This window comes from Porphyromonas somerae (assembly GCF_022845615.1).
Classification (GTDB): Bacteria; Bacteroidota; Bacteroidia; order Bacteroidales; family Porphyromonadaceae; genus Porphyromonas_A; species Porphyromonas_A somerae.
Genome location: NZ_AP025559.1, coordinates 1,321,966 through 1,348,651, shown reverse-complemented (window position 1 = coordinate 1,348,651; position 26,686 = coordinate 1,321,966). Strand labels below are relative to the sequence as shown.

The following is a 26,686-nucleotide window of genomic DNA, read 5'->3' as shown; positions in this document are numbered from 1 at the left end:
CTAATTGAGAAGAAGTATGGCAGAGAAAGAGTTTCATTATCAGGAAATGTTCCCACTTGGTAAGGAGAAGACAGAATATTATTTACTGACCGATAAATATGTAAGTACGGCTGAGTTTGAGGGTAAAAGCATCCTCAAGGTGGAGTACGAAGGCATCCGCCAGATGGCGCGGCAAGCTTTTCACGATGTTAGTTTCTACCTCCGCCCCGATCATCAGCGTATGGTGCAGAAGGTGCTTACCGACCCAGAGTCGTCTGACAATGATAAGTTCGTTGCCCTTACTTTTTTGAGAAATGCCGAGGTAAGTGCCAAGGGACTGCTTCCTTTCTGCCAGGATACTGGTACTGCGATCGTATTGGGTAAAAAGGGCCAAAGGGTGTGGACCGACTTTACCGATGAGGAGGCTATCTCTCACGGTATCTACGATACTTATACGGAAGACAATCTGAGGTACTCTCAGAATGCGCCATTGAGTATGTATGAGGAGGTGAATACCAAGACCAACCTCCCAGCACAGATCGACCTACTCGCTGTGGAGGGCGATGAGTACAAGTTCCTCTGCGTGGCAAAGGGTGGGGGATCGGCCAATAAGACCTATCTCTACCAGGAGACTAAGGCGATCCTTAATCCCGAGACACTGGTGCCTTTCTTGGTGGAGAAGATGAAGACTCTCGGTACAGCTGCTTGTCCTCCATACCATCTCGCCTTTGTGATCGGTGGAACTTCGGCCGAGACCAATCTTAAGACGGTAAAGCTGGCAAGTACCAAGTACTACGATGAGCTGCCAACGACAGGTAATGAGTATGGTAGAGCTTTCCGCGACCTAGAGCTAGAGCAACTGCTGCTAGAGGAGGCACATAAGATTGGCCTTGGAGCTCAGTTTGGTGGTAAGTACTTTGCTCACGACGTGCGTGTCGTTAGGTTGCCCCGACATGGTGCCTCTGTGCCAGTTGGAATGGGTGTAAGTTGTTCGGCCGACCGCAATATCAAGGCGAAGATCAATAAGGAGGGAATTTGGATTGAAAAACTAGAGACCAACCCTGCTAGCCTTATTCCAGAGGAGTATCGTGAGGGCTTTGAGGGCGAATCGGTCAAAGTGGATCTCAATAGACCTATGAGCGAGATATTGGCTCAGCTCGATCAGTATCCTGTCTCTACCCGCCTATCACTGAGCGGTACGATTATCGTAGGTCGCGATATTGCCCACGCCAAGCTGAAGGAGCGTATAGATAAGGGAGAGGGCTTGCCACAGTATATCAAGGATCACCCTATCTACTACGCTGGTCCTGCCAAAACCCCTAAGGGAATGGCCTCTGGTTCATTTGGTCCTACCACTGCCGGTCGTATGGATCCTTATGTGGATCTCTTCCAGAGCCACGGCGGTAGTATGATTATGATTGCCAAGGGTAATCGTAGTCAGCAGGTGACCGATGCGTGTCACAAGTATGGAGGCTTCTACCTCGGAAGTATCGGAGGCCCAGCTGCTATCTTGGCACAGAATAGCATCAAAAAGGTAGAGGTGCTAGAGTACCCTGAGCTAGGAATGGAGGCGATTTGGAAGATTGAAGTAGAGGACTTCCCAGCCTTTATCTTGGTTGATAATAAGGGCAATGACTTCTTTAAGCAACTAAAGCCTAGGAAGTAATTACTTAAAAGCATAAGGGAGAGAGGTGCACTTTGCCACCCTCTCCCTTATTTTGTTATGTCCAACAAGTGCCCCGTACTGAGGTTGGATCTTTTTCATGGTAAGAATAGATAGAATGAATTATTTGGATAACGTAAAGAGATTATTGAATCAGCGCCATAGCCACTACCAATTGGCTGGTGAGTGGGTGGCACCACAAGCAGAGGTGGAGCAGATGCTTAAGGAGGTTTTGGCACTCATCCCTTCTCACTTCAATTCACAAGGTGTCCGAATGGTACTGCTCACTGGTGAGGCTCATAAGCAGCACTGGCAGCTGATAGAGAAGGTATTGATTCAGAATATTGGCGAGGAGGCTTATAATAGTGGTACCCGTGATAAGATCCATACCGCTTTTATGAGTGGAGTAGGGACCGTCCTTTTCTTTGATGAAGAGGAGACTACCCAGCAACTAATGAAGCAGTTTCCACTCTATGCCCACAACTTTCCTAAGTGGGCAGAGCAGGTGCAAGGGTCGCACCAATTGGCTGTGTGGCTAGGATTGGTAGGACTTGGATTTGGCGCTAGCCTTCAGCACTATATCGGGATGGACGATGATGCCATTCGCAATCAGGTAGGAGCCCCTCAGAACTGGCGTCTAGTAGCCCAAATGCCTTTTGGTAAAGCTCTAGATGAGCCAGGACTCAAGGAAAAGTTGCCTGTGGAGCAATTGCTCAAGGTGCTTGACTAGTTTCTATTAATTGGCACCCAATTGATGAGCCCCCCTCACACTAATTGATAGATGTGAGGGGGATTTTTATGGTTAAGAAATGCTTAATGTGTAATAAATAAAGCTAAGAGCCCTATTTATAGGTAGTGTATCTTGCTTTTTAGATTACCTTTGTGTGCATTAAAAAGAGAGCGTATTATGTTGGGCAAAATGATACATACACTTAGTCGGTTCAAGGTGCCACTATTATTGTGGTTCCTTGTGGGGGGGCGTCTCTCAATTTTCGCTCAGGATGACAAGATCCCACCTCCATTGGCCGAGGGCTATTTAGTCCCTGCTACAATATTTGAGGGGGATACTATTGCCAATTTCGCTCTGCCGGTAGTGCATATATTCAAGCCACTCAGACTCAATACACGTGAGCAGCAGCTTGCCTATCGGCGGTTGGTACGTGATGTAAAGAAAGCGCTCCCCTATGCCAAACTGGTCTCCGCTACGTTGATGGAGACCTATGACTATCTCGAAACGCTACCAACAGAACGAGAGAAGCGAAGGCATATCAAGCAGATGGAGAAGGACCTCCTCAAGGAGTTTACACCACAACTCAAGAAGCTGACGCTCAATCAAGGAAAGTTGCTGATCAAGCTGATAGGGCGAGAAACAGGGTCTAGTAGTTATGGACTAATTGATGCCTACCTAGGTCGCTTTTCCGCAGGTTTTTGGAACACCATGGCGGGAGCCTTCGGTGCCTCACTTAAGACCGACTACGATCCCGAAGGCAAAGATGCCCTAATTGAGCGGGTCTGTGTGATGGTAGAGCGTGGCTATATCTAAGCTATCTATCGGCTGACACATTGAAGCTTGATCCGCCGTGTCGGATATCAGGTGGTGCCCAAATCAGTTTTGTGAACACACTTCTTTATGGTGTTATGATAGCTATTTTTTAGTACATTTGTGGGAACACAATTCAAAACCTATAATAATGTACTAACTTATGAATCAAGAAGACCAGAAAATTACTACCTACGGCTTTGATACCAAAGCCATTCATGGGGTGCCTCAGAAAAATCCATTCGGCACACTCGCTACTCCTATTTACCAAACTTCTACCTATGTTTTTGATAGTGCTGAGCAGGGTGGTGCTCGCTTTGCTCTTGAGGAGCCTGGCTACATCTATAGCCGATTGGGCAATCCTACTTGCACTCGGGTAGAGGAGAAGCTCGCCCTTTTGGAGGGGGCCGAGGCTGCCATCTCCTGTGCTTCGGGAATGGGTGCTATCACCTCCGCCCTTTGGGTGCTGCTACAGCAGGGGGATCATATGGTGGCACACAAGACGCTCTATGGATGTACTTATGCCTACTTCTCTCACGGTCTCAGTCGTTATGGCATCGAGGTGACCTTTGTGGATATGACCAATCCCGAGGAGCTTCGGAAGGCGATCCGACCCAATACCAAGGTGGTTTACTTTGAGAGCCCAGCCAATCCTACTATGGATATGGTGGATATTGAGCAGATCGCAAAGATTGCCCACGAGCATGAAGGGATCACCGTGGTGGCCGATAATACCTATTGTACCCCTTACCTCTGCCGACCCATTGAGTATGGAGTAGATGTGGTGGTTCACTCTGCCACTAAGTACCTCAATGGCCACGGTGATGTGATTGCCGGATTTGTAGTGGGAAGTACAGAGTATATCACCCAAGTAAGGTTGCTAGGAGTGAAGGACCTCACAGGCGCCTGCCTAGGCCCCCTCGAGGCGTTCCTCATTGAGCGAGGTATGAAGACCCTCTCCCTCCGTATGGATCGCCACTCTAGTAATGCACAGAAGGTGGCGGAGTTTTTGGAGGCGCACCCTAAGGTGGAGAGTGTTCAGTATCCTGGTTTAGCTAGTTTTAAGTACAAGGCGATTGCCGATAAATATATGCGTCTCCCTGGTGGAATGATCTCTTTTGAAGTCAAAGGGGGCAAACCAGCTGGACAAAAGCTGATCAATTCATGCCAACTCTGCTCTATTGCAGTGAGCCTAGGAGATACTGAGACACTTATTCAGCACCCTGCCAGTATGACTCACTCACCCTACACCGAGGAGGAGTGTGCCGCAGCTGGAATCTCGCAAGGACTTGTTCGACTCTCCGTAGGTCTAGAGTCTGTTGAGGATATCATTGCCGACCTTAAGCAAGCACTCGACCAACTCTAATTTGGACTGATAAAGCCCGAACTGTATGTATAACCCCTTGTGGATCGGACAAGTTGAGCTTGTCTGACCCACAAGGGGTTGTATAATTTACTCATTACTCGCAAACCCTCCCAGGGGTTACGCATTAGGAGCAAATGCATAAGTTAATGACCCTATAAAATAGGAGGAAGTAGTGGCCCAAAAAGCCCATTTATAACAAACTGATATTCAATGCTATATAAAAGAGGAAACTGAGTTGCAACTAAGCGATCGGCGAGTTGCAACTAAGCAAATGCCGAGATGCAACAAAGCAATTGCTTAGTTGCAACTAAACTTTTGGCCACTTAGCTGTTGCTTTTTTAGGCAGTTGTACGAAGACCATCAGCCCCCTTATTTGTGGTATGGATTTATCCGAGGATGTTAATTATGAACTCAGAGTAACAATCTCCTTATTCATAGATACCCCGATAACTACCACTTACAAGACTATTCTAATGCGTAACCCCTGCAAACCCTCACTCTTTAGGCTCTATCCCCAACTTTTTTGGTATCTTTGGTTCTCTAAAGATGTAATGAAGTAGATATGGGTACGCAGTTTGACTTTCGGAGCAAGGCGATGATGGGGAGAGATCCGCATGAGTATTTTCCACAGCAGTTATCCACACCTGCTTATGTGCAAGTGGAGGCTCAGCTGAGGGCCAACTTGGAGCGTATAAAGCAGGTCTCGGACCGCACAGGTGTGGAAATTATCTTGGCCTTTAAGGCGTATGCTCTATGGAAGTTGTTTCCTATCTTTAGAGAGTATATTTCGGCTTCTACTGCTAGTTCATTGGCTGAGGCACGAATGGGTAGGGACAAGATGGGTAGCCTCACGCATACCTATGCCCCCGTTTATAAATCGGAGGAATTTGAGGAGATTATGGAGTGTAGCACCCATATTGTCTTTAACTCCTTATCGCAATTTGAGCGGGACTACCCTAGGGTGCGGGGCTATCAAGGTCACCCGATAGAGTGTGGTATTCGAATCAACCCCGAGTATAGCGAGGTGGGTACAGAGCTCTACAATCCTGCGGCTCCAGGTAGCCGTATGGGAACGATTGTGTCGCAGATCCCTGAGAAACTTCCTCAGGGCTTGATGGGTATTCATATCCATACGCACTGTGAGAGCAATTCCTATCAATTGGAGCGGTCACTCAAGGTAATAGAGGAGAAGTGTGACCATCTATTGAAGCAGGCAAAGTGGCTCAATCTAGGAGGTGGCCACTTGATGACGCATCAGGAGTATGATGTGGAGCACTTGATCGGGCTTTTGCTCAGTTTTAAGGCTAAGTATCCTCATCTCCATATTATCTTGGAGCCAGGGAGTGCTTTTGCTTGGGAGACTGGCTACTTAGTTGCCACGATTGAGGATATTGTGGAGAATCATGGTATAAGAACACTGATGATGGATGCCTCTTTTACCTGCCATATGCCTGATTGTCTTGAGATGCCTTACCAGCCACGTGTGAGGGGTGCAGAGATGGCACCCACGGCTACCCATACGCACCAATATCGTATCGGAGGTAATAGCTGTCTGAGTGGCGATGTGATGGGCGATTGGTACTTTGCTAATGAACCCAAGGTAGGCGATCTCCTCATCTTTGAGGATATGCTGCACTACACCAGTGTTAAGACTACGATGTTTAATGGCATTAAGCACCCTTCTATCTGTGTGGAGCGATTGGATGGGCAGCTAGAGTTGCTAAGAGAATATGGGGTGGAGGATTATTTGAGTAGAATGGATTAACCGAGGGTATCGTTGCCCTTTTTGAGGGCTTTGGATACTTATATTTGGAGAAGATAATGGCTTTTTTTGGACTGTTTTCGAAGGAGAAAAAGGAGACGCTGGATAGTGGATTGGAGAAGACCAAATCCTCTTTCTTTGGGAAGCTATCTAGAAGTGTGGTCGGAAAGACCAAGGTGGATGATGAGGTACTCGATGAGCTGGAGATGACGCTGGTGAGTAGCGATGTCGGAGTGCCTACCACGCTCAAAATCATCAAGCGGATTGAGGAGCGTGTAGCTAGAGATAAGTATGTGGGGACTGGTGAGCTACAGCAAATCTTGCGTAGTGAAGTGGCTGCTATGTTGGAAGAGAATAATACCAGTGATGGTACCGACTTCTCGATCAAAGAGCAGGAAAAGCCCTACGTAATACTAGTGGTAGGGGTGAATGGTGTGGGCAAAACGACCACCATTGGCAAGCTCGCCTATCAATTCAAGAGCTCAGGATATAAAGTGGTGCTCGGGGCTGCCGATACCTTTAGAGCGGCGGCGGTAGACCAATTAGTGATATGGGGCGAGAGAGTAGGGGTGCCTGTCATCAAGCAGGAGATGGGGAGTGACCCAGCTTCGGTCGCTTATGATACGGTGGCTCATGCCAAGGCGCAAGGTGCCGATGTGGTGCTGATTGATACCGCTGGAAGGCTACACAATAAAGTGGGGCTAATGAATGAGCTAACCAAGATCAAGAATGTGATGAAGAAGGTACTGCCTGAAGCACCACAAGAGGTGTTGCTGGTATTGGATGGCTCTACGGGGCAGAATGCCTTTGAGCAGGCAAAGGAATTTACCGCTGCTACTGATGTAACCGCTCTAGCTGTGACGAAGCTTGATGGAACTGCAAAGGGTGGCGTGGTTCTTGGAATTTCTGACCAATTTAAGATCCCTGTGAAGTACATAGGTCTGGGTGAGCAGATGACTGACCTACAGCTATTTAATAAGCAGGAGTTTGTGGATTCTTTATTTGGTGAGTAGTGAAGAAGAATAGAGTAGATGTGATCACCATGGGGTGCTCCAAGAATTTGGTTGATTCGGAGCATCTGATGAAGCAATTTGCTAGCTATGGCTACCAAGTGGTTCATGATGCCGAGATTCCTGAAGGGGAGATTGTGGTGATCAATACTTGTGGCTTTATAGAGAGTGCACGAGAGGAGTCGATCAATGCCATTCTGCAATTGGTAGAGGGGAAAAAGGAGGGGCGGATCGGCAAGCTATTTGTAATGGGCTGTCTGAGTGAGCGGTATATGGAGGAGCTTCAGGCGGAGATCCCAGAGGTGGATAGGTTTTATGGTAAATTTAATTGGAAGGAGTTGTTGGCTGATATTGGAAAGGCATACCACACCACTCCAGCCGATTTGAGGCTCCTATCAACTCCCGACCATTATGCCTACCTCAAGATTGCTGAGGGGTGCGACCGTACTTGTGCCTACTGCTCTATTCCACTGATGACGGGAAAGTACCAATCTCGGCAGATGGAGGAGATTCTTCAGGAGGCTAAGAGCCTTGCCACACAAGGGGTGAAGGAGCTTCAGTTGATTGCTCAGGATCTGACCTATTATGGGATAGACCTCTACAAAGAAGCAAAGCTACCACAATTGGTGAGGGAGCTCTGTAAGATTGATGGCATTGAGTGGGTGCGACTACACTACGCTTACCCCAATCACTTCCCCATGGAACTGCTAGATGCGATTAGGGAGGAGCCGAAGGTGTGCAAATACTTAGATATCGCCCTACAGCACATCAATGATGAGGTGCTGAGCTCTATGCGACGCTTCGTGACGAGGGAGGAGACGCTAGCACTTATCTCGACTATTCGGGAGCGGGTGCCAGGTATTTATTTGCGGACCACTTTGATGGTGGGGCACCCTGGGGAGAGTGAGGAGGCCTTTGAGGAGTTGATGGACTTTGTGCGAACAGTCCGCTTTGAGCGAATGGGTGCCTTTAGCTACTCTCACGAGGAGGGGACCTATGCTTATCAGCATTATGAAGATGAGGTGCCAGCCGAAGTGAAGCAAGAGAGACTGGATCGCTTGATGGCGCTCCAAGAGGAGATTGCTTTTGAGAAGGCTGAGGAATTGGTGGGTACCATTCAGAAAGTGATCATTGATCGGGCTTCGGAGGGCTACTATATTGGACGTAGCCAGTACGACTCACCAGATGTGGACCCCGAGGTGTTAGTAGTGACGGATGAGGAACTGACCATTGGGGACTTCTATGATGTGGAGATTGTAGAGGCAGATGGCTTTGATACCATTGGGAGATTGGTATGAGTGTTAATAGCGATATCTTGAGGCAGGCGCAGGCTCTTATGCAGGCGAGGTTGGTGGAGCAAAGTGACCTCGTATTGCCATGCATTGGCCTATTTAGAGCTCGGTTTTGCGAAGAGTACATTTTGACCGAGGAACGAGGTCGGATGTTGATGCCTCCACATATCGCTTTGGAGTTTATTCCCGCTGAATACCTGTTGGAGGCGCAGCGTTATACTCAATTGGATTATGATGCACCTACTTCATATGTAACACAAGAGTTTATTGAGTCATTAGCCCTGCTTCACAACTTAGATGAGGAAGAGGTCTCTAGAGCTCTTGCTGCTGAGATAAAGGAGTTCTTAGATGGTTTGTTTAGGGGACGAAGGGTCTCTCTATTTGGGTTGGGTGACTTTTATGTGACGGAGGAGATTGAGGGGGTATTGTTGTTGAACTTTGTCCCCTCTAGTGCGGTGATTGAGCTGCTTAATCAACCTTTTTCTGTCTACAAGCCTACGTTGCTTCGGGAGGGCGTACAATTTCCAGAGCTTCAAACAACCTCTACGGTAGCTGAGGGGGCGACTGTGGCTCAATTTGCCATTACTGATAGTATCACCGCTAGTGATGAGCTAGAGAAGCCGGAGGTTATTGAGCAACCGATTCAAGCAGAAGCTGTGCCGGTTGAGGCGACCTCAGTTGCATCTCCAGAGAAAAAATCCCGCAACACTGCCCCAATCCTTTGGACCTCCTTGGCAGTGGTGGCACTATTCGTATTAGTCGTGTGGTGGCTAGTCCCTAAGTCTCCAGCACCTCTGCCCGAAGAGAGTAAGCAGGTGGCTGTGGTGAAAGATACTATTCTAGTGGTGAAAGATACCCTTGTACTCACGCCAGAAAACCCTATTGCAATAGATACCATTCAGGTAAGTAGGGGAGGCTCCTTGGCACAGATTGCTCGTCGGTATTACGGCAATGTCTATTACTGGGTCTATATCTATATGGCGAATAAAGATAGTATCCCTGATCCTAACAATCTGCGTTATGGGCAGACTCTAATGGTTCCTTCGCTTGAATGCTACGATCTCAGAAAGGATTCTCTTGAGGCGATCCAAGAGGCGAAAGCGTGGGAGACCATTATCCAAAATCGAAAGTTTGAATCTTACAGAGAGCAAAGAGCTACAATCTCATTACCATGATGCGAAAAATACTTTTTTTATGCCTAGTCGGTGTGGCTAGCTTATTGAATTTGAATGCCCAAGTACAGCCTGTTGATCATGTTGAAGTGCTGATGGGCACAATGTCGACCTATGAGCTTTCGTCGGGCAATACCTATCCCGCCATAGCTCGGCCGTGGGGGATGAACTTTTGGACTCCTCAGACGGGGAAGAATGGCGATGGTTGGCAGTACACCTATACCGCTAATAAGATTCAGGGTTTTAAGCAGACGCACCAGCCAAGCCCTTGGATGAACGACTACGGTCAGTTCTCCATTATGCCAGTCACGGGAGACTTGCGTACAAAGGAGGTAGAGCGGGCGAGTTGGTTTTCGCACAAAGCGGAAGTGGCGAAACCATATTATTATAGTGTCTACTTGGCCGACCATGATACCGAGGTGGAATTGGCACCTACTGAGCGTGCCGTGGTATTCGATATTCACTACCCCGACTATCTAGATAATTATCTGGTGATAGATGCGATGGAGGCTCCCTGTAAGATCTCTGCAGATGAATCTCGGGGAGTGGTTACAGGATATACCACTAAGAATAGTGGTGGAGTGCCTGATAACTTTTGCAATTACTTTGTACTGACTAGTGATGTGCCATTTGAACTGGTCTCTTCCGATAGCACCACTCTAGCGATTGGTTTCCCTAGAGGTAGCAAAGTGACCCTAAGGGTGGCTAGCTCCTTTATCAGCACAGAGCAGGCTTGGCAGAATCTGGAGGAGGTAGCTGGTCGCTCTCTAAGCGAAGTGGCAGAGGAGGGGCGTGCTGAATGGGACCGTTTGCTTGGACGGCTACAAGTGAAGGGGACCGACCTCGATGATATCCGCACCTTCTACTCTACACTCTATCGTTCGCTACTCTTTCCACGACGTTTTTATGAGGTAGATGCATCTGGTAAGGTCTTGCACTACAGCCCATATAATGGCAAGGTGTTACCTGGGTATATGTATACCGATACTGGCTTTTGGGATACCTTTAGAAGTCTATTCCCACTGCTCAATCTTTGCTATCCCGAAGAGGCGAGTAAGATGCAAGAGGGTCTTGCCAATGCCTATCGTGAGAGTGGGTTCTTGCCTGAATGGGCTAGCCCTGGGCACCGTGATATAATGGTGGGGAATAATAGTGCCTCGGTAGTGGCAGATGGTTATATTATGGGACTTACCCCCAAGAAGGATGCTGAGGTGCTATGGGAGGCTGTGGTGCACGGTGCCCATAGCCGCCACCCTGAAGTGAGTGCTACTGGGCGTGCTGGATTTGAGTATTACAATAAGCTAGGATATGTGCCTTGCGATGTGGGTATTAATGAGAGTGCTGCTCGTACCCTAGAGTATGCTTATGACGATTGGTGCATCTACCAATTTGGAAAGGCACTTAATAAACCTGAGTCGGAGATTGCTATTTATCGCGAGAGGGCCATGAACTACCGCCATCTCTTTGATCCAAGCCACCGCTTGATGCGAGGAAAACTACAAAATGGGGAGTGGCAAGCTCCATTTAATCCACTTAAGTGGGGTGATGCCTTTACTGAGGGAAATAGTTGGCATTATACTTGGTCTGTATTCCACGACCCACAAGGGTTGATCAACTTAATGGGCGGCACCAGTACATTCGTACAGATGATGGATAGTATCTTTAATGTACCTCCGCTTTTTGATGATAGCTACTACGGATTTACCATTCATGAGATACGAGAGATGCAAATTATGAATATGGGCAATTATGCTCACGGTAATCAGCCAATTCAGCACGCTATCTATCTCTATAATTATGCTGGGGAGCCTTGGAAGGCTCAGTACCGTGTACGTGAGGTGATGAATCGCCTTTACGCACCTACGCCTGATGGGTATTGTGGTGATGAGGATAATGGACAGACTTCTGCGTGGTATGTCTTTTCGGCCATGGGTTTCTATCCTGTCTGCCCCGGGTCGCAACAGTATGTGATTGGTTCGCCTCTATTTGACGAAGTGGTAGTGAAGCGTCCGGGTATGCAACCTATCAAGTTGAAATCAACGGATAATAACAGAGATAATCGCTACATACAGTCTATCTATATTGATGGAAAGCAGTGGAGTAGGAACTACTTAACGTTTGACCAGTTGAGGAATAGTGATGAAATAACATTTGAGATGGGTCCCCAACCCAACTATCAGCGAGGGACTATGCCAAGCGATGCTCCCTATTCTTTATCAAATGAGTAGTTGGTGCTTCAGATTTTGCAATGAGGAGGTATCAATTGTGCGTAAAAAGTGTTATCTTTGTATTGTAATTCTAACCGCTTTATGTACAATATAGTATATATGGCTAGATATTTTTAATAGGACAGATATGGCTTACTCCAACAATGTGATGATTATTCGCCATGAGCTACTTTCAAAGCTTGTGCGACTTTGGTATGATGGTGAATTGGCAGAGAAAATAGATTCTGTACCCATAGAGATGATCCCACGGCATCGCAAAGAACGTATTCGTTGCTGTCGCCATAAAGAGCGTGCAGTGCTACGATATAAGATGTTCCCGCTATTGGGACTAGATATGACGGATGAGGTAGATGAAGTGACCCCACTCTCATACTACGCTAAGCAGGCACTCGAGGAACGTCAGAAGAAAGACAATCTTCTCTGTGTTGTTGATGAGGCTTGCACCAGTTGCGTGGAAATCAATTATGAGGTTTCCAACCTCTGCCGTGGCTGTGTGAGTAAGGCATGTTACAATGCCTGCCCTAAGAAGTGCATTAGTTTTAAGAAAAATGGTCAGGCGGAGATTGATCATGATGACTGCATTAGTTGCGGTCGTTGCCATGGAGCTTGCCCCTACCATGCTATTGTATATATCCCTGTGCCCTGTGAGGCTTCTTGCCCAGTTGGTGCTATTAAGAAGGATGAGCGTGGTATTGAGCACATTGATGAAAGTCGCTGTATCTACTGCGGTTCTTGTATCAATGCTTGTCCATTTGGTGCTATCTTTGAAGTCTCTCAGGTTTTTGATGTGCTTCGGGAGATTAAGGCGGGTGAAAAGGTGATAGCTATTGTGGCTCCTGCTATTTTGGCCCAGTACGATGCTCCTCATGCTCAGGTGTATGGGGCATTGAAGCGTATCGGCTTCTCCGACGTGATTGAGGTGGCTCAGGGTGCTATGGACACTGTGCACCACGAAGGCCACGAGCTTTTGGAGAAGTTGGAGGCTGGGCAGTCCTTTATGACTACCTCTTGTTGTCCTTCATTCTATGAAGCGATTGACAAGCATATTCCTAAGTTGCATGACTTTGTCTCCGACTCTAAGTCGCCTATGTACTACACTGCTGAGCGGGCTCGAGCTAAGTACCCCAATGGCAAAATCGTATTTATTGGCCCTTGCGTGGCGAAGCGCAAAGAGGCGCGTCGTGAAGGTCAGGAGGTGGACTATGTGATGACCTTTGAAGAGATTGCCTCAATCTTTTCTGCCCTTGAGATCGATTTGAAGAATGAGGAGAGCTACCTCCCAGAGGTTACTTCTGTACGCGAGGCACACGGCTTTGCCCAGAATGGAGGCGTGATGGGTGCTGTTCAGAGCTATCTAAGATGCCAGCCTGAGACTGCGGATAAGGTGGATAAGATCACTACGGAGATGATTTGCAATATAGACAAGAAGACACTTGCGAAGCTCAAAGGGTATGCGGTACGAGGCACTGCTCCAGCTCAGTTTATTGAGGTGATGTGTTGCCCTGGTGGGTGTGTCAATGGACCGAGTGCCCACAATCATATTGTGGCAGGTCGTAAGCAATTGGCTCAAGAGATCTCAACGATTCCACTCACTTATGCCGACCTCCCTCGCTAGGCTTTTACAAGGAGAGCATCTTGAGGAAAAACAATTCCTTGAGTTGCTCAGCTGTGAAGGGAATGAGGTGGAGAAGGTAGCAGGAGCGGTTGCGAAGGAGCACTTCGGCCGTGAGATAAAGCTTCGTGGGCTCATTGAAATTTCCAATTATTGTCGTTCCGACTGCTACTATTGTGGTATTCGTGCTTCTAATAGAGCGGTTGATAGGTATCGACTAACAGAGGAGGAGATTCTTGAGGTCTGCAGTATAGGAAACACTTTAGGTCTCGGTACGTTTGTACTCCAAGGTGGTGAAGACCTCTACTGGAGAGGCAACCGCTTGGTAGAGTTGGTGCGTGAGCTACATCGGAAGTATCCCAATGTGGTATTGACCCTCTCGCTTGGCGAAATGAGTCAACCTGAATATCAAGAGCTTTATGATGCGGGAGCTAGACGTTATCTATTGCGTCACGAGACGATAGACCCGCTTCACTTCCAGCAACTTCATCCTCCGCGTCAGCGTATTGAGAGTCGTGTGGCGGCACTTAATGCTCTCAAAGGGATTGGCTTTGAGACAGGAGTAGGAGGTATGGTCGGTTCGCCAGGTCAAGAGCTTTGTCATCTGGCACGCGACTTAGCCTTTATCCAAAGGTTTCAGCCTGCAATGATTGGGATTGGTCCTTTTCTGCCACACCACGATACTCCATTTAGAAGTTACCCGAGTGGTTCGCTAGACCTCACGGTACGCATGGTGGCTCTTTGCCGCTTGATCTGCCCGACTGCTAATATACCAGCTACTACAGCTGTTGCGTCACTCTCCAATGAGGGACGTCGGAGGGCTATTGAAGCGGGTGCAAATGTAGTAATGCCCAATCTCTCACCGCCTCGCTTTCGGCAGTTGTATCAACTTTATGATCATAAGGCGAGCTTTGGAAGTGAAGCGGCAGAAGGAATAGAATTATTGCGATCAGAGCTAGCGTTGTATGGCTTTACAGCAAAATAATAAGATAATGAAATACGATAAGTATTCGGCACGGGCCGAGGAATTTATAAATCATCAAGAGATACTTGATACCATCGCCTATGTAAAGGCGAATAAAGACAATAAGGAGCTGCAGAGAGCTATCCTAGAGAAGGGGCGTGAGGCAAAAGGCTTAGATCACAGAGAGGCAGCGCTTTTGCTACTCGCCACAGATGAGGATATTAGGCAAGCGACTGCTGAGCTGGCAGGCGAATTGAAGCATCGCTTCTATGGACGAAGGATAGTGCTATTTGCTCCGCTTTACCTCTCTAATTACTGCGTTAATGGCTGTACCTATTGCCCTTATCACTTGAAGAATAAGCAGATTCCACGACGTAAGTTAACCCAAGAGGAAATCCGGCAGGAGGTGATAGCACTGCAAGATATGGGGCATAAACGGTTGGCACTAGAGACGGGGGAGCACCCTGTGCATAATACGATGGAGTATCTGCTTGAGTCGATAGAGACGATCTACTCTATTCACCATAAAAATGGAGCTATCCGAAGGGTGAATGTCAATATCGCTGCCACAACCGTGGAGAATTATCGTCGACTACATGAAGCAGGCATCGGCACCTATATTCTCTTCCAAGAGACCTATCATAAGAGCAATTATGAAGCACTTCACCCGACTGGACCTAAGAGCGACTACGCCTATCACACTGAGGCGATGGATAGAGCTATGGAGGGCGGAATTGACGATGTGGGCTGTGGAGTACTCTTTGGTCTCAATACTTATCTCTACGACTTCATAGGGCTTTTGATGCATGCGGAGCACCTCGAAGCTCGGTTTGGAGTGGGTCCCCACACCATCAGTGTCCCCCGAATTTGTCCTGCCGATGATATTTCTTTAGGAGACTTCCCCAATGCAGTACCCGATGATATTTTTTTGCATATTGTGGCAGTGGCTCGCATTGCCGTTCCTTATACAGGTATTATTATGTCTACAAGGGAACGGGCTTCTGTGCGTAGTGCGGCACTTCACCTTGGGGTGTCTCAGGTCAGTGGTGGCTCTAAGACCACTGTAGGAGGCTATGCCAACGAAGCAGATGCCAAGGACTCCGCACAGTTTGATGTGAGTGACCAGCGCACTCTTGATGAAGTGGTGGCTTGGCTCCTTGAAGAGGGGCATATCCCAAGTTTCTGTACCGCTTGCTATAGAGAGGGGCGAACGGGTGACCGCTTTATGCAACTTTGCAAGAATGGTCAGATTGCCAATTGCTGTGGACCCAATGCACTGATGACACTAGAGGAGTATATCTCGGACTATGCATCGCCGCATACACGCCAATTGGCGGAACCTGTGATCCAGCGTGAACTAGCACTGATCCCCAATCCAAAGGTGCAGGCAATTGCTCGAGAGCGAATCCAGAGGATAAAAGAGGGAGAGCGAGATTTTAGACTATAGCAAATATGAAGTCGGTAGCTACCCCTCAATCCGAATTGCCACATATCCTTATCTATGGCTCAGTAAATAGTGGCAAGTCAACGCTATTCAACCTGCTGGTTGGGCAGGAGTATGCCATTACATCGCCTATCGCTGGCACCACCACCGATGTGCTATATAAGCGTATTGAACTACCTGAAGTAGGGCCTGTGGTGCTAGGAGATACCCCAGGGGTAGGAGATACTTCTCCACTGGGGGCACAGAGAATGGCTGCCACTCGTGTGGCTTTGAGGCGTGCAGATATTGTGCTAGTCCTTCAAGATGAGAGGGAAGAGTCGCTAGACCCGCAGTTGGTAAAGGACTACCCGAATGCTATCTTTTTACCCTTTAAGTTACCCTTTTCTGAGGACAGAGAAGCATTGCGAGAGCGAGTTATGGCACTGATTGCTAAAACGCTTAATGGTAGGAAATTATATCGTCAGGAGACCCTCTCGGGAAACCTTGCAAAACCGGGCGACTTGGTACTTCTAGTGATGCCACAGGATAAGGCGGCTCCTAAAGGACGACTAATCTTGCCACAGGTGCAGATGATACGAGAGTTGCTAGATAAGCACTGTATGGTAGTAGCCATTCAACCTGAGGAGCTCGGCTCGACCCTTTCCAAGCTACGTGCGATGCCCGACTTAGTCATCACCGACTCTTCTATTTTCCAAGAGGTGGAGAAGCAATTGCCTCGCGAAGTACCACTTACCTCTTTTTCAGTATTGATGAGTGCTTATAAAGGGGATATCCACCGTTTAGTGGCAGGTGCAAAAGTGCTCTCTCAGCTACCGCCCAATGCCCATATCTTAATAGCAGAGGCTTGTAGCCACGTGCCAACTAACGAGGATATTGGTCGGGTGAAGTTGCCAAAGTTGCTACGTAAGAAGCTAGGCGATGAGCTGGTGATTACTCATGTTAATGGAGATGACTTTCCTACAGATCTGAGTGGATATCAATTGGTGATTCACTGTGGAGCTTGTATGATGAATCGCAATCATCTCCTTACTCGACAGGAGGAAGCAACCCGCCAGCAAGTGCCGATGACCAATTATGGTATCGCCATCGCTCAGTTGCTAGGCATACTTGATCGAGTGGTCCTACCATAATTACAAAACACCACATCAACCTCTAATGCGTAATCCCTGTTACGCATTAGAGGTGCTAAGTGAAAAGCTGGTTGAAATAGGGTGCAGAGTCCTCCTTTGTAACCAGCTGTAATTCAATATTGTACATAAGCGTTTGCCGAGATGCAACTAAGCAATCGGCGAGTTGCAACTAAGCATTTGCCGAGTTGCAACTCGCCGATTGCTTAGTTGCATCTCAACTTTTACCCCCCATAGAGGAGAATGGCACTTCGTGCAATATTCTCATTAAAGGATGGTGAGGTAGGGGCGGAGGAGTTGGGTGTATTCGGGGGTGTAGTTGTGTGTGCCAGCACCTGCTAGTATGGTGAGGTGGCTAGTGGTGCAGGGGGTGAGCTCTTGGCTCCATAGGGTGAGGACCCGCTTTGGGGTTTTATTTTGGGTGGTCTGTATGTAGAGGTGGTGTTGGGGGTGGATATTGTATTCTTTAGCTGCCTTTAGGTAGTCACTCTGTGCGGTAGTGGCTAGTATGGTAGCAATCTGCCCTTGGGGGGCTAGGTGGTGGAGGCTGGTTGCAAAGAATTGGTTGGGGGAGAGGGTAATCGAATGCTTTGCTACGGTCTCTCGTTGATCGTTGTTTTGGTGTGTTGGAGTGTAGTAGGGCGGGTTGCTGAGGATAAGGTCGTAGTGCGTTGCACCTCGGTAGTCTCGGTAGTCTTGCTCTAAAATGGTAACTCTATCAGCAAAGCGAGAGTGACTTGCATTGTAGCTCGCTTCTTTGGCACTGGCACTATCTAGCTCTATGCCTGTGATATGGGTGGTAGGAAAAGCTTGTGCCAGCATAAGGGCAATAATCCCTGTGCCGGTACCGACATCCAATACCGTTTTCGGCTGATACTCTTGGAAATGGTGGGCGATGTAGCCACCGAGGAGCATGCCGTCGGTACCTACTTTGAGGGCCGACTCCTCTTGGCGTATCTCAAATTGCTTTAGCCGAAATATCTTTGCCATAGTTCCTTGAGCTTGTACCACCCTTTCATCACCTTATTATTGGTGCGGGCATAGTATCTCCGCAAGATATGATAGGCTTCTGGATCCTCTGAAGTAGGGGCAATAGGATCGGCATAGAGCGGATAGGGAGCTATCGCTGTGTGGTACCGACCTCCGCCACCAGAGTGGGTACCACTACCATCAAACCCATCATTGGTGACCAAGGGAGGATTGCTATTGATGCTCAGCTTTTGATGAAGGAGTAGCGAGACGTGCCAACGGATCGCCCAGGAGTTGTTTTCTCCAGCAATCTGTCGGCGTAGCATCCGTGGAAAGTCCATAAATCCACCATATCTAAATCGTTGGTAGAGCTTTGGGGCTCGCTCTAACTGTTGTAGCAACTGCTTCCCATCTGGCTCCCAAAGTTTTTGCCAACGGTCTTGCCAAGTTGCCCAGCCCCAGCTCCCTACAAAGTAAAGTGGGTGGTTATTTCGGAGCTTTGAAGAGGTGTAAAATGTGCCAGCATGTAAGTGGGCGATTCTCTTCTCCTCGGCATAAAGTGAGAGTGCATCATTCATCCAACGCAAGAAGTAGGGAGAGAGAATCAGGTCATCCTCCAGCACAATCACACGGTCGTGTGTCTGAAGTAGCTTAGTCACCCCCTCCACAATGTTATGGGCGAGCCCTCTGTTAGTGGGCTGGCAGTGGAGCTGTGACTTGGGGAATTGTCGGCAGAGTGCACGCACCTCTTCCACCGCTTGTTGGTCGTCTGCACTTTTTGCCCCATCACTCCATATATACATAGGAGTATGGGTAATCTCTGGTTGCTGTAGTAAGTTCTGTAGGATTCGTGCTGTGTGCTTTGGACGGTTGTAGACAAATAGGAGCAGTGGGGCCAATTCTTTTCGGTCCAATGCCCGTTGAAGTCCCTCTAAGTCTAGTGGTGGTCGTTGCCGCCAAAGCTTCATCATTGGTCGCATCTGCCAAAGATTTCTAGCCATCTTAAGGAGCGATCGTCGGCGATTTCCTCTTGAGAGAAGTGCTTCGCCAAATGGAGCTAGGTGCCCTCTGTAGAATTGTGCAAAAGGGGAAAGCAACGGATTGATCGCCTCTGCGAGGTGGTAGGCCTGCTTTAGCCGAAGGGTTTTCTCGTCTGAAATGGCGGTAGAAGGACGGAAGTGCTGTCCCGTGAGGTGCGGAAGGAAGCCGATTTTTAATCCAGCAAACCTTACTCGATGGGCATAATCTAGGTCCTCGCCATAGTGGTGGAAAAGAGGTGAGAAGAGACCCACCTTTAGGAGTGTCTGCCGTGGTAAATACCAAAGTGCCGCATTGATAAAGGAGAGTTCGGTAAATCCGTGATAGGGTGGCTCTGGTAGATAGTGGGCCAATCCTTGCTCTACCGCTCCGTTGCTACCGAGGTGGAGTGGGGAGAGGATGCCTATCTCGGGATATTGTTGGCAGTGATCGGCTAAGGCTCGTATCGTTTCGGCTGAGATGCTGGCATCTTGATTGAGTAGAAAGATTCCCTTATACCGCTCCTTGGCTTGCACCTCCTCCATTAGGAGGTTATTGGCAGCCCCAAACCCGAGATTGGAGGGACGGCGGAGTACCCTTACAAAGGGATAGCGCTTTTCAATCTCATCGGGAGTGCCATCGGTAGAGGCATTGTCTACTACTGCGATCTCTAGCTGGTCGCGGTCATACAGAAAGGGCTGAAGTAGACTATCTATCCACTTCAGCCCATTGTAGGTGACTATGGCGATCAGAATCATATCGCCAAGGTATTATTTATTGCGTTGGCTACGCTTGCGTTCGGTCTCATCGAGTATGATCTTACGCATACGCATTGACTTAGGGGTCACCTCCACCAATTCGTCGGCCTTGATATACTCTAGAGCATCTTCGAGCGAGAAGCGGATTGGAGGAGCGAGTTGCACCTTGTCGTCCGAACCCGAAGCACGCATGTTGGTTAGCTTTTTGGATTTGCAGACATTCACGTTGAGGTCTTCGTCACGGGTGTTTTCTCCTACCACTTGACCAGCATATACCTCTTCTTGTGGGTCAATGAAGAATCGACCACGGCTCTGCAGGTTATTCAGGGCATAGGCGTAGGCGGTACCACTCTCTAGTGCCACGATGGAGCCATTGTTGCGGGTCTCGATATCGCCCTTCCAAGGCTCAAAGTCTAGGAACCTATGTGCCATAATTGCCTCACCACTCGAAGCGGTTAATACCTGATTATTCAACCCGATGATGCCTCGAGAGGGGATGCGGAACTTGAGGAAGGTGCGGTCGTTTTTCTGCTCCATCTCGGTCATCTCGCCCTTACGACGGGTCACGAGGTCGATGATTTTGCTCGCTACCTCCTCGGGAAGGTTCACTGTTAGCTCCTCAATTGGCTCATGCTTTACCCCATCAATCTCCTTGATGATGACTTGGGGCTGCCCCACCTGTAGCTCGTACCCCTCACGGCGCATGGTCTCAATCAGGATGGATAAGTGTAGCACTCCTCGACCGTAGACAATCCAGCTATCAGCACTGTCTGTCTCCTCTACTCGTAGCGCTAGGTTTTTGTCTAGCTCCCTCTGGAGACGGTCATAGATATGGCGTGAGGTGACATATTTTCCCTCGCGACCATAGAAGGGGGAGTTATTGATCATGAAGCGCATGCTCATTGTCGGCTCATCAATCGCAATACTTGGTAGAGCCTCTGGAGTGGAGACGTCGCAAATCGTCTCGCCGATCTCAAAGTTGTCGAGCCCAACCACAGCACAAATATCACCACAAGAAACCTCGTCTACCTTGCGACGACCAAGTCCCTCAAATATATTAAGCTCTTTGATCTTGCTCTGCTGCTGGGTACCATCGCGCTTCATCAAGACGATGTTCTGACCTACCTTGAGGGTGCCACGATGGATACGTCCCACAGCAATACGCCCTACAAAACTAGAGTAGTCGAGGGAGGTGATGAGCATTTGGCTTGCCCCCTCTAGCATCGGTGGCTCGGGGATATACTTGATGATGGCATCGAGAAGCTGATGAATGTCATCGGTCGGTTTCTTCCAATCGGTCGACATCCAACCTTGTTTTGCCGAACCAAAGAAGGTGGGGAAGTCCAATTGATCCTCTGTCGCATTGAGGTTGAACATTAGGTCAAAGACCATCTCCTGCACCTCATCGGGCCGACAGTTCTCTTTATCCACCTTATTAATCACCACAATAGGCTTCAGCCCCATCTCAATCGCCTTGCTCAGCACAAAACGAGTCTGAGGCATCGGCCCCTCAAAGGCATCGACAATCAGCAGACAGCCATCAGCCATATTGAGTACACGCTCCACTTCACCACCAAAGTCGGCGTGCCCTGGAGTGTCTATGATATTAATTTTGTAGTCCTGATATCTGATGGAGACATTTTTGGAGAGGATCGTGATTCCTCGCTCACGCTCTAGGTCATTATTATCTAGCATCTGTGTGAGCTCTGCACTCTCTTCCCTAAATAGCTTCCCAGCCTGTAGCATACGGTCCACGAGCGAAGTCTTACCGTGGTCCACGTGTGCAATAATCGCAATGTTTCTAATCTTTTGCATCTAATCTCCTTGTATTTACTTTTGTCGGCACAAAGATACCAAAAAGTGTACGCACACGGTGATAATCACCCCGCCCCCTTCAATCCTCCATCGGATATGAGGTGAGGAACAGCAGAAAAGTGGGTTGGAAGTATTGTTTTATAGCATACTTTTGGGGTAAAAGGTGTTTGGTATCTATTTATTTCTTAAGTTTGTGATGTTGTAACCTAAGGGTCTAGAAAACCATTGGCTGATAACAGAATAATATTAACGATTTACTAATCTATACATTTATTATCTATTGCATTATGAAAGTAGCAGAGATTATTAAGAATCTGGAAGCTAAGCACCCAGGCGAGGCTGAGTATATCCAGGCAGTGCAAGAAGTTCTTGAGTCTATTGAGGACCTATACAATGCACACCCTGAATACGACAAAAACAAGATCGTAGAGCGGATGGTGGAGCCAGACCGTATCTTTACGTTCCGTGTGAATTGGGTAGACGATAAGGGTGAGGTGCAGACCAACATCGGTTATCGTGTACAGTTTAACTCGGCAATTGGCCCATACAAGGGTGGTATCCGCTTCCACAAAGCCGTGACCCCTTCTATGCTTAAGTTCCTCGGCTTTGAGCAGACTTTCAAGAATGCACTAACTACTTTGCCTATGGGCGGTGGTAAGGGTGGTTCGGACTTTGATCCAGTAGGTAAGTCAGAGGCTGAGATCATGCGTTTCTGCCAAGCCTTTATGCTAGAGCTAGTTCACTGCATCGGTCCTGATCAGGATATTCCAGCCGGTGACGTAGGCGTTGGTACCCGTGAGATCGGTTATATGAATGGCATGTACCAAAAGCTTACTCGTGAGTATCACACTGGTGTACTTACTGGTAAGGGTATGACTTGGGGCGGTTCAGAATTCCGTCCAGAGGCTACTGGTTTTGGTGCACTTTACTTCACTGAGCACCTTCTTGCTAAGGCAGGTAAGGATATCAAGGGTAAGAAGGTAGCTATCTCTGGCTTCGGTAACGTAGCTTGGGGTGCTGCTAAGAAGACCACTGAGCTAGGTGGTAAGGTGATCGCTATCTCTGGTCCTGACGGTGTTTGCGAGATTCCTAATGGTATCACTGAGGAGATGATCGACTATATGCCTGTAATGCGTAGCTCAAACCGCAACAAGGTACAGGATATGGCTGATAAGTTCCCAGGACAAACTAAGTTTACCCCTGGTAAGAAGGCTTGGAGCATCCCTTGTGATATCGCTCTTCCTTGTGCTTTCCAGAATGAGCTGAATGGCGATGACGCTAAGGAGTTGAAGGATAATGGTTGCTGGTGCTGCTGCGAGGTTTCGAATATGGGTTGTACCCCTGAGGCTATCCACTTCTTCCAAAGCAGTGGTATGCTCTTTGCCCCTGGTAAGGCTGTGAATGCTGGTGGTGTGGCTACTTCTGGTCTTGAGATGACTCAGAATGCTGCTCACCTCAATTGGCCTGCTGAGGAGGTTAATGAGAAGCTACACTGGATCATGAAGTCGATCCACGAGCAGTGCGTGAAGTATGGTACTCAACCTGATGGTTCTGTAGACTACGTGAAGGGTGCTAATATCGCAGGCTTCATGAAGGTAGCACAGGCTATGCTTGAGCAAGGCGTTATCTAATTAGATAATAGCATATCAAAAAATGGGCTAGGGTCAGTAATGACGCTAGCCCATTTTGTATATAGACCTTTCAAGACGAGACAGCGTTGATCATCATAATATTCCCTATATCAAGCCAAGATGTTTGATGTATAAAACAAAAATGTTTTATACGTGAAATAGAATGGCTTTGTATATGAAATAATTGGGGTAGGCTACAGGGGTTCAGGGGTTACGTATTAGGAGTATATGCATAAGTTAATGACTCTATAAATAGTGGAAAGTAGTGGCAAAAAAGCCCATTTATAACAATATGATATTCAACACTATATAAAAGCGAAAACTTAGTTGCAACTAAGCGATCGGCGAGTTGCAACTAAGCAAATGTCGAGTTGCAACAAAGCAAATGCTTAGTTGCAACTAAACTTTTGACCACTTAGCTGTTGTAACAATGATCTTATACAAGCTATTGAGTATAATGGCGTAAGGACCTCGGTAGAGGTCCCTCTTAAATAGGCACAGGTCGGAGGGGCGTTAGCCCCGAACGACCTGTGTGCAAGAGCATATTCACCACCTCCTTGACCCCGGTTGAGGGGTCATACCTAGAGATAGGATTGTCCGACCCCTCGGCCGGGGTCGTAAGGGTGTTTTACACGTATCAATACACAGGTCTTCGGCACTCCGTGCCTTGACCTGTGCCTATTTAGCACGGACCTCTGCCGAGGTCCTTACTCATAGACACCCCGCTAAAATCCATACGGTAAGAACTTTCCAATGCATTACCTCTGGGCAGGCTGCTAGGTCGTCTTCCCCAATTAAATTTAGTCTTAACAGCCCCTTGCCAAACGACCTTCTTATGTAAGGATTAGAAGCGGATGGTCTTAGGATGTCCCTTGGAGATGGTGTAGCTCTTGATGGCTCCAGTAGTGGGGTGCTTTAGTCGGATAGTGGTGCGATTGAGTTGAGAAGAGAGGGTCACCTGTTTCGGTTTGCCATTGCTCCAAGTGAGGTCTACCATGGCACCTCCTCTCACTCTGAGCTGACGGAAGTTGCCACTTTGCCAAGTTGGGGGTAGGGCTGGCAATAGCTCCACAAAGCCATCTTGACTTTGTACGAGCATCTCCGAAATAGCCGCGATACCACCGAAGTTACCATCAATCTGAAAGGGTGGGTGGGCACAGAATAGATTGGGATAGGTACCTCCGCTATTTTCTGCTGGTTGTAGTAGGCTCTTCAGTAGCTTATGTGCTCGTGCTCCATCTTTGAGCCTAGCCCAAAAGTTGATTTTCCATGCTCTTGACCAACCTGTTCCCCCATCGCCACGACGGTTGAGAGTCTCCATCGCACCCTTAGCTAGGTGGGGAGTACTATTAGTAGAAATAGCATTGCCAGGGTAGAGAGCATAGAGATGCGAAACGTGCCGGTGGTGTGGCTCAACCTCTTGATAGTCCTCCAGCCACTCTTGCAGATATCCTTTGGGACTTATCTGGTTGGGCGCTAATCGTGGTAAGATCGCCTTAGCCTTGGCTGTCCACTCGTTTTCTATCCCAAGAATAGCGGCCGAAGTGATGAGGTTGGTAAGTAGCTCTCTTACAATTTGGTTGTCCATAGTCGCCCCCATACAGATATAGAGTGGGGACGTGCTACCAGGCAATAAGTATCCATTTTCGGGCGAAGAGGTAGGAGCTGTGACTAGCCAACCGTGCGACGGCTCCTCAATAAGGGAAGTGATGAAAAACTTTGCCGCCCCCTCGAGCATAGGGTAGTACCTCCGCAGAAACTCACGATCATGTGTAAACGCGTAGTGATCCCAAACGTGTTGCATCAACCAGGCACCGCCCGTATTAGTGTCACCCCATGATGCACTCTCGCCAGGAGCGGTAAAACTCCAGGGGTTGGTCATCATATGAGCTGTCCACCCCTCGGCATTGTAGTAGGTCTTGGCGGTTTTGGTTCCACTCTCCACGAGAGACTCTGCCAGTCGATAGAGGGGCAAGGTGTGGTCGCCTAGTCCTGCCACTTCAGCTGGCCAGTAATTCATCTGTAGGTTGATGTTGAGATGATAGTCGCCATTCCAAGGGAGTTGAGTGCCACCTGCCCACATTCCTTGTAGGTTGAGGGGTAGAGCATCGGGGCGAGTGCCTGAAATCATAAGGTAGCGACCGAAGTTGTAGTAAAGCTCTACGAAAGCAGGGTCCTCATCCTTTTGGAAGCGTTGCAGTCGCTCGTCGGTGGTGAGCGACTGATGGTCTACTTTGCTATCAAGGTGGATAGCTACTCGGTGGTACTTCTCTTGGTAGCTTTGGAGGTGGTGGAAAAGCAGCTCTTGCCAATTTCCGTGAGATAGGTCGCTTTTGCCTGGCAATAGAGAGGTGGTATTGCCGATTAGCAGAAGCACCTCATCGGCATTCATCACCTTCAGCCCTCCCTCGGAGATAGAGACCTCACCACCTATGGGGTATATCTTGAGCTGTGCTTTGTAGGTGACTCCTTTGTCGGTTCCCCAACCATCTTCCAATTGCCCTTCAAGAGTTATCTCATCGGGTGCGATTGAAAGTTGATATTGACTTGGTCGCCAAAGCTGCGTGGTGAAGGAGATCTTACCCTTTTGACTTGCAGTGAGCCGAATGGCTAGTACGTCCTCCTTGCCATGGCTGGCAATGTATTCGCGGCGATACTCCACCTCTCCCATTTTGAAAGAAGTAGTGAGTAGTGCTTCATCTAGATCTAGCTGGAAGCGGTAGTCACTGTAAGAGCTATCGGGTAACTGATGCTGTAGATTGAGCCAGCCGAGCATCTGGAAAGAGCCGTAGGGGGTGGTGGCCGATTGGCCATGGTTGCTTCCTTTCCCCCCGCAGACAAAGTGCTGATAGACGAGGTCTTGGGCCAACTGGCTATCACCCTTTAAGAGTGCCTCACGGATACTGGGGAGATAGTTGCTTGCCCCTTCTTTCCACTGAGTGGGGTCGTAGCTACCGCTCCACATACTGATATCATTGAGGATAATTCGCTCATTGGCGATACCTCCATCGGGCATCATACCGAGCCGTCCATTACCTAGCGGAAGTCGCTCCTCCCATCTAGTTGCTGGGTGATCGTACCATAGGATATGCTCCTGAGCGAGTGCCTGGAGTGCCACAAGAAGGCTACAAAGGAGGAGTGCAAATCTTTTAGTCATTACTGTTGCCTATTGATATGATTTATATGCGAGTGCAAGTTAAGCAAATAATTGCATATACTCTGACCCTATTTCAATGACTGAGTGTGTAACTCGTATCTGTCCCATTTCTTATTGAGAAGCATAATATGATAGCTTTTATGTCTCCTTGATAGAGATTATTGACTTGATAGACTTGTT

The 26,686-nt window shown here is 48.3% G+C and carries 18 protein-coding genes; 14 read left to right on the top strand and 4 right to left on the bottom strand.

Features of this window, described 5'->3' with window-relative positions:
• Positions 1-16 precede the first annotated feature (16 nt).
• From MWL85_RS05895 to MWL85_RS05835, 13 genes are all read left to right on the top strand, one after another.
• Positions 17-1,645 carry a fumarate hydratase gene (locus MWL85_RS05895; protein WP_021903461.1) on the top strand — a complete coding sequence of 543 codons (1,629 nt, stop codon included), beginning with the start codon at positions 17-19 and terminating at the stop codon, positions 1,643-1,645.
• A gap of 115 nt (positions 1,646-1,760) precedes the next feature.
• Complete coding sequence (locus MWL85_RS05890) at positions 1,761-2,372, top strand: nitroreductase family protein (protein WP_244401818.1); 612 nt, start codon at positions 1,761-1,763, stop codon at positions 2,370-2,372.
• Positions 2,373-2,549: 177 nt separating this feature from the next.
• The gene (locus tag MWL85_RS05885) at positions 2,550-3,185 is read left to right on the top strand and encodes a DUF4294 domain-containing protein (RefSeq protein ID WP_018028134.1); all 636 of its coding nucleotides are present in this window, start codon (positions 2,550-2,552) and stop codon (positions 3,183-3,185) included.
• A 160-nt stretch (positions 3,186-3,345) separates the two neighbouring features.
• Complete coding sequence (gene megL / locus MWL85_RS05880) at positions 3,346-4,548, top strand: methionine gamma-lyase (protein ID WP_244401817.1); 1,203 nt, start codon at positions 3,346-3,348, stop codon at positions 4,546-4,548.
• 562 nt (positions 4,549-5,110) lie between these two features.
• Entirely contained in the window at positions 5,111-6,313 is a 1,203-nt protein-coding gene (gene nspC / locus MWL85_RS05875) for a carboxynorspermidine decarboxylase (protein ID WP_244401816.1), read from the top strand.
• Positions 6,314-6,369: 56 nt separating this feature from the next.
• Positions 6,370-7,323: a signal recognition particle-docking protein FtsY gene (ftsY, locus tag MWL85_RS05870; RefSeq protein ID WP_018028670.1), complete on the top strand. Its 954-nt coding sequence runs from the start codon at positions 6,370-6,372 to the stop codon at positions 7,321-7,323.
• Positions 7,323-8,618 carry a 30S ribosomal protein S12 methylthiotransferase RimO gene (rimO, locus tag MWL85_RS05865; RefSeq protein WP_244401815.1) on the top strand — a complete coding sequence of 432 codons (1,296 nt, stop codon included), beginning with the start codon at positions 7,323-7,325 and terminating at the stop codon, positions 8,616-8,618. The genes ftsY and rimO overlap by 1 nt, the downstream gene beginning before the upstream one ends.
• Entirely contained in the window at positions 8,615-9,787 is a 1,173-nt protein-coding gene (locus MWL85_RS05860) for a hypothetical protein (RefSeq protein ID WP_244401814.1), read from the top strand. The genes rimO and MWL85_RS05860 overlap by 4 nt, the downstream gene beginning before the upstream one ends.
• Positions 9,787-12,012 (top strand): GH92 family glycosyl hydrolase, encoded by a 2,226-nt coding sequence (locus tag MWL85_RS05855; RefSeq protein WP_244401858.1) that lies wholly within the window; start codon positions 9,787-9,789, stop codon positions 12,010-12,012. The genes MWL85_RS05860 and MWL85_RS05855 overlap by 1 nt, the downstream gene beginning before the upstream one ends.
• A 127-nt stretch (positions 12,013-12,139) precedes the next feature.
• Positions 12,140-13,627, top strand: coding sequence for a monomeric [FeFe] hydrogenase (locus MWL85_RS05850; RefSeq protein WP_244401813.1), 1,488 nt, complete (start codon positions 12,140-12,142; stop codon positions 13,625-13,627).
• Positions 13,608-14,609 (top strand): [FeFe] hydrogenase H-cluster radical SAM maturase HydE, encoded by a 1,002-nt coding sequence (gene hydE, locus MWL85_RS05845; protein WP_244401812.1) that lies wholly within the window; start codon positions 13,608-13,610, stop codon positions 14,607-14,609. The genes MWL85_RS05850 and hydE overlap by 20 nt, the downstream gene beginning before the upstream one ends.
• Before the next feature lie 7 nt (positions 14,610-14,616).
• Positions 14,617-16,035, top strand: coding sequence for a [FeFe] hydrogenase H-cluster radical SAM maturase HydG (gene hydG, locus MWL85_RS05840; protein ID WP_244401857.1), 1,419 nt, complete (start codon positions 14,617-14,619; stop codon positions 16,033-16,035).
• A 5-nt stretch (positions 16,036-16,040) separates the two neighbouring features.
• Complete coding sequence (locus MWL85_RS05835) at positions 16,041-17,162, top strand: GTPase (RefSeq protein ID WP_244401811.1); 1,122 nt, start codon at positions 16,041-16,043, stop codon at positions 17,160-17,162.
• A 264-nt stretch (positions 17,163-17,426) separates the two neighbouring features.
• Here MWL85_RS05835 and MWL85_RS05830 read toward each other — a convergent pair whose 3' ends face one another.
• The 3 genes from MWL85_RS05830 to typA are packed head-to-tail and all read right to left on the bottom strand — an operon-like array spanning position 17,427 to position 21,718.
• The gene (locus tag MWL85_RS05830) at positions 17,427-18,149 is read right to left on the bottom strand and encodes a tRNA1(Val) (adenine(37)-N6)-methyltransferase (protein WP_244401810.1); all 723 of its coding nucleotides are present in this window, start codon (positions 18,147-18,149) and stop codon (positions 17,427-17,429) included.
• Positions 18,128-19,903, bottom strand: coding sequence for a glycosyltransferase family 2 protein (locus MWL85_RS05825; RefSeq protein WP_244401809.1), 1,776 nt, complete (start codon positions 19,901-19,903; stop codon positions 18,128-18,130). The genes MWL85_RS05830 and MWL85_RS05825 overlap by 22 nt, the downstream gene beginning before the upstream one ends.
• A gap of 12 nt (positions 19,904-19,915) precedes the next feature.
• Positions 19,916-21,718, bottom strand: coding sequence for a translational GTPase TypA (gene typA, locus MWL85_RS05820; RefSeq protein WP_244401808.1), 1,803 nt, complete (start codon positions 21,716-21,718; stop codon positions 19,916-19,918).
• Between the two features lie 287 nt (positions 21,719-22,005).
• Here typA and gdhA point away from each other — a divergent pair, with 287 nt between their 5' ends.
• Complete coding sequence (gene gdhA, locus MWL85_RS05815; protein ID WP_244401807.1) at positions 22,006-23,349, top strand: NADP-specific glutamate dehydrogenase; 1,344 nt, start codon at positions 22,006-22,008, stop codon at positions 23,347-23,349.
• A gap of 844 nt (positions 23,350-24,193) precedes the next feature.
• Here gdhA and MWL85_RS05810 read toward each other — a convergent pair.
• Complete coding sequence (locus MWL85_RS05810) at positions 24,194-26,506, bottom strand: glycoside hydrolase family 95 protein (protein WP_244401806.1); 2,313 nt, start codon at positions 26,504-26,506, stop codon at positions 24,194-24,196.
• Between the last annotated feature and the right edge of the window lie 180 nt (positions 26,507-26,686).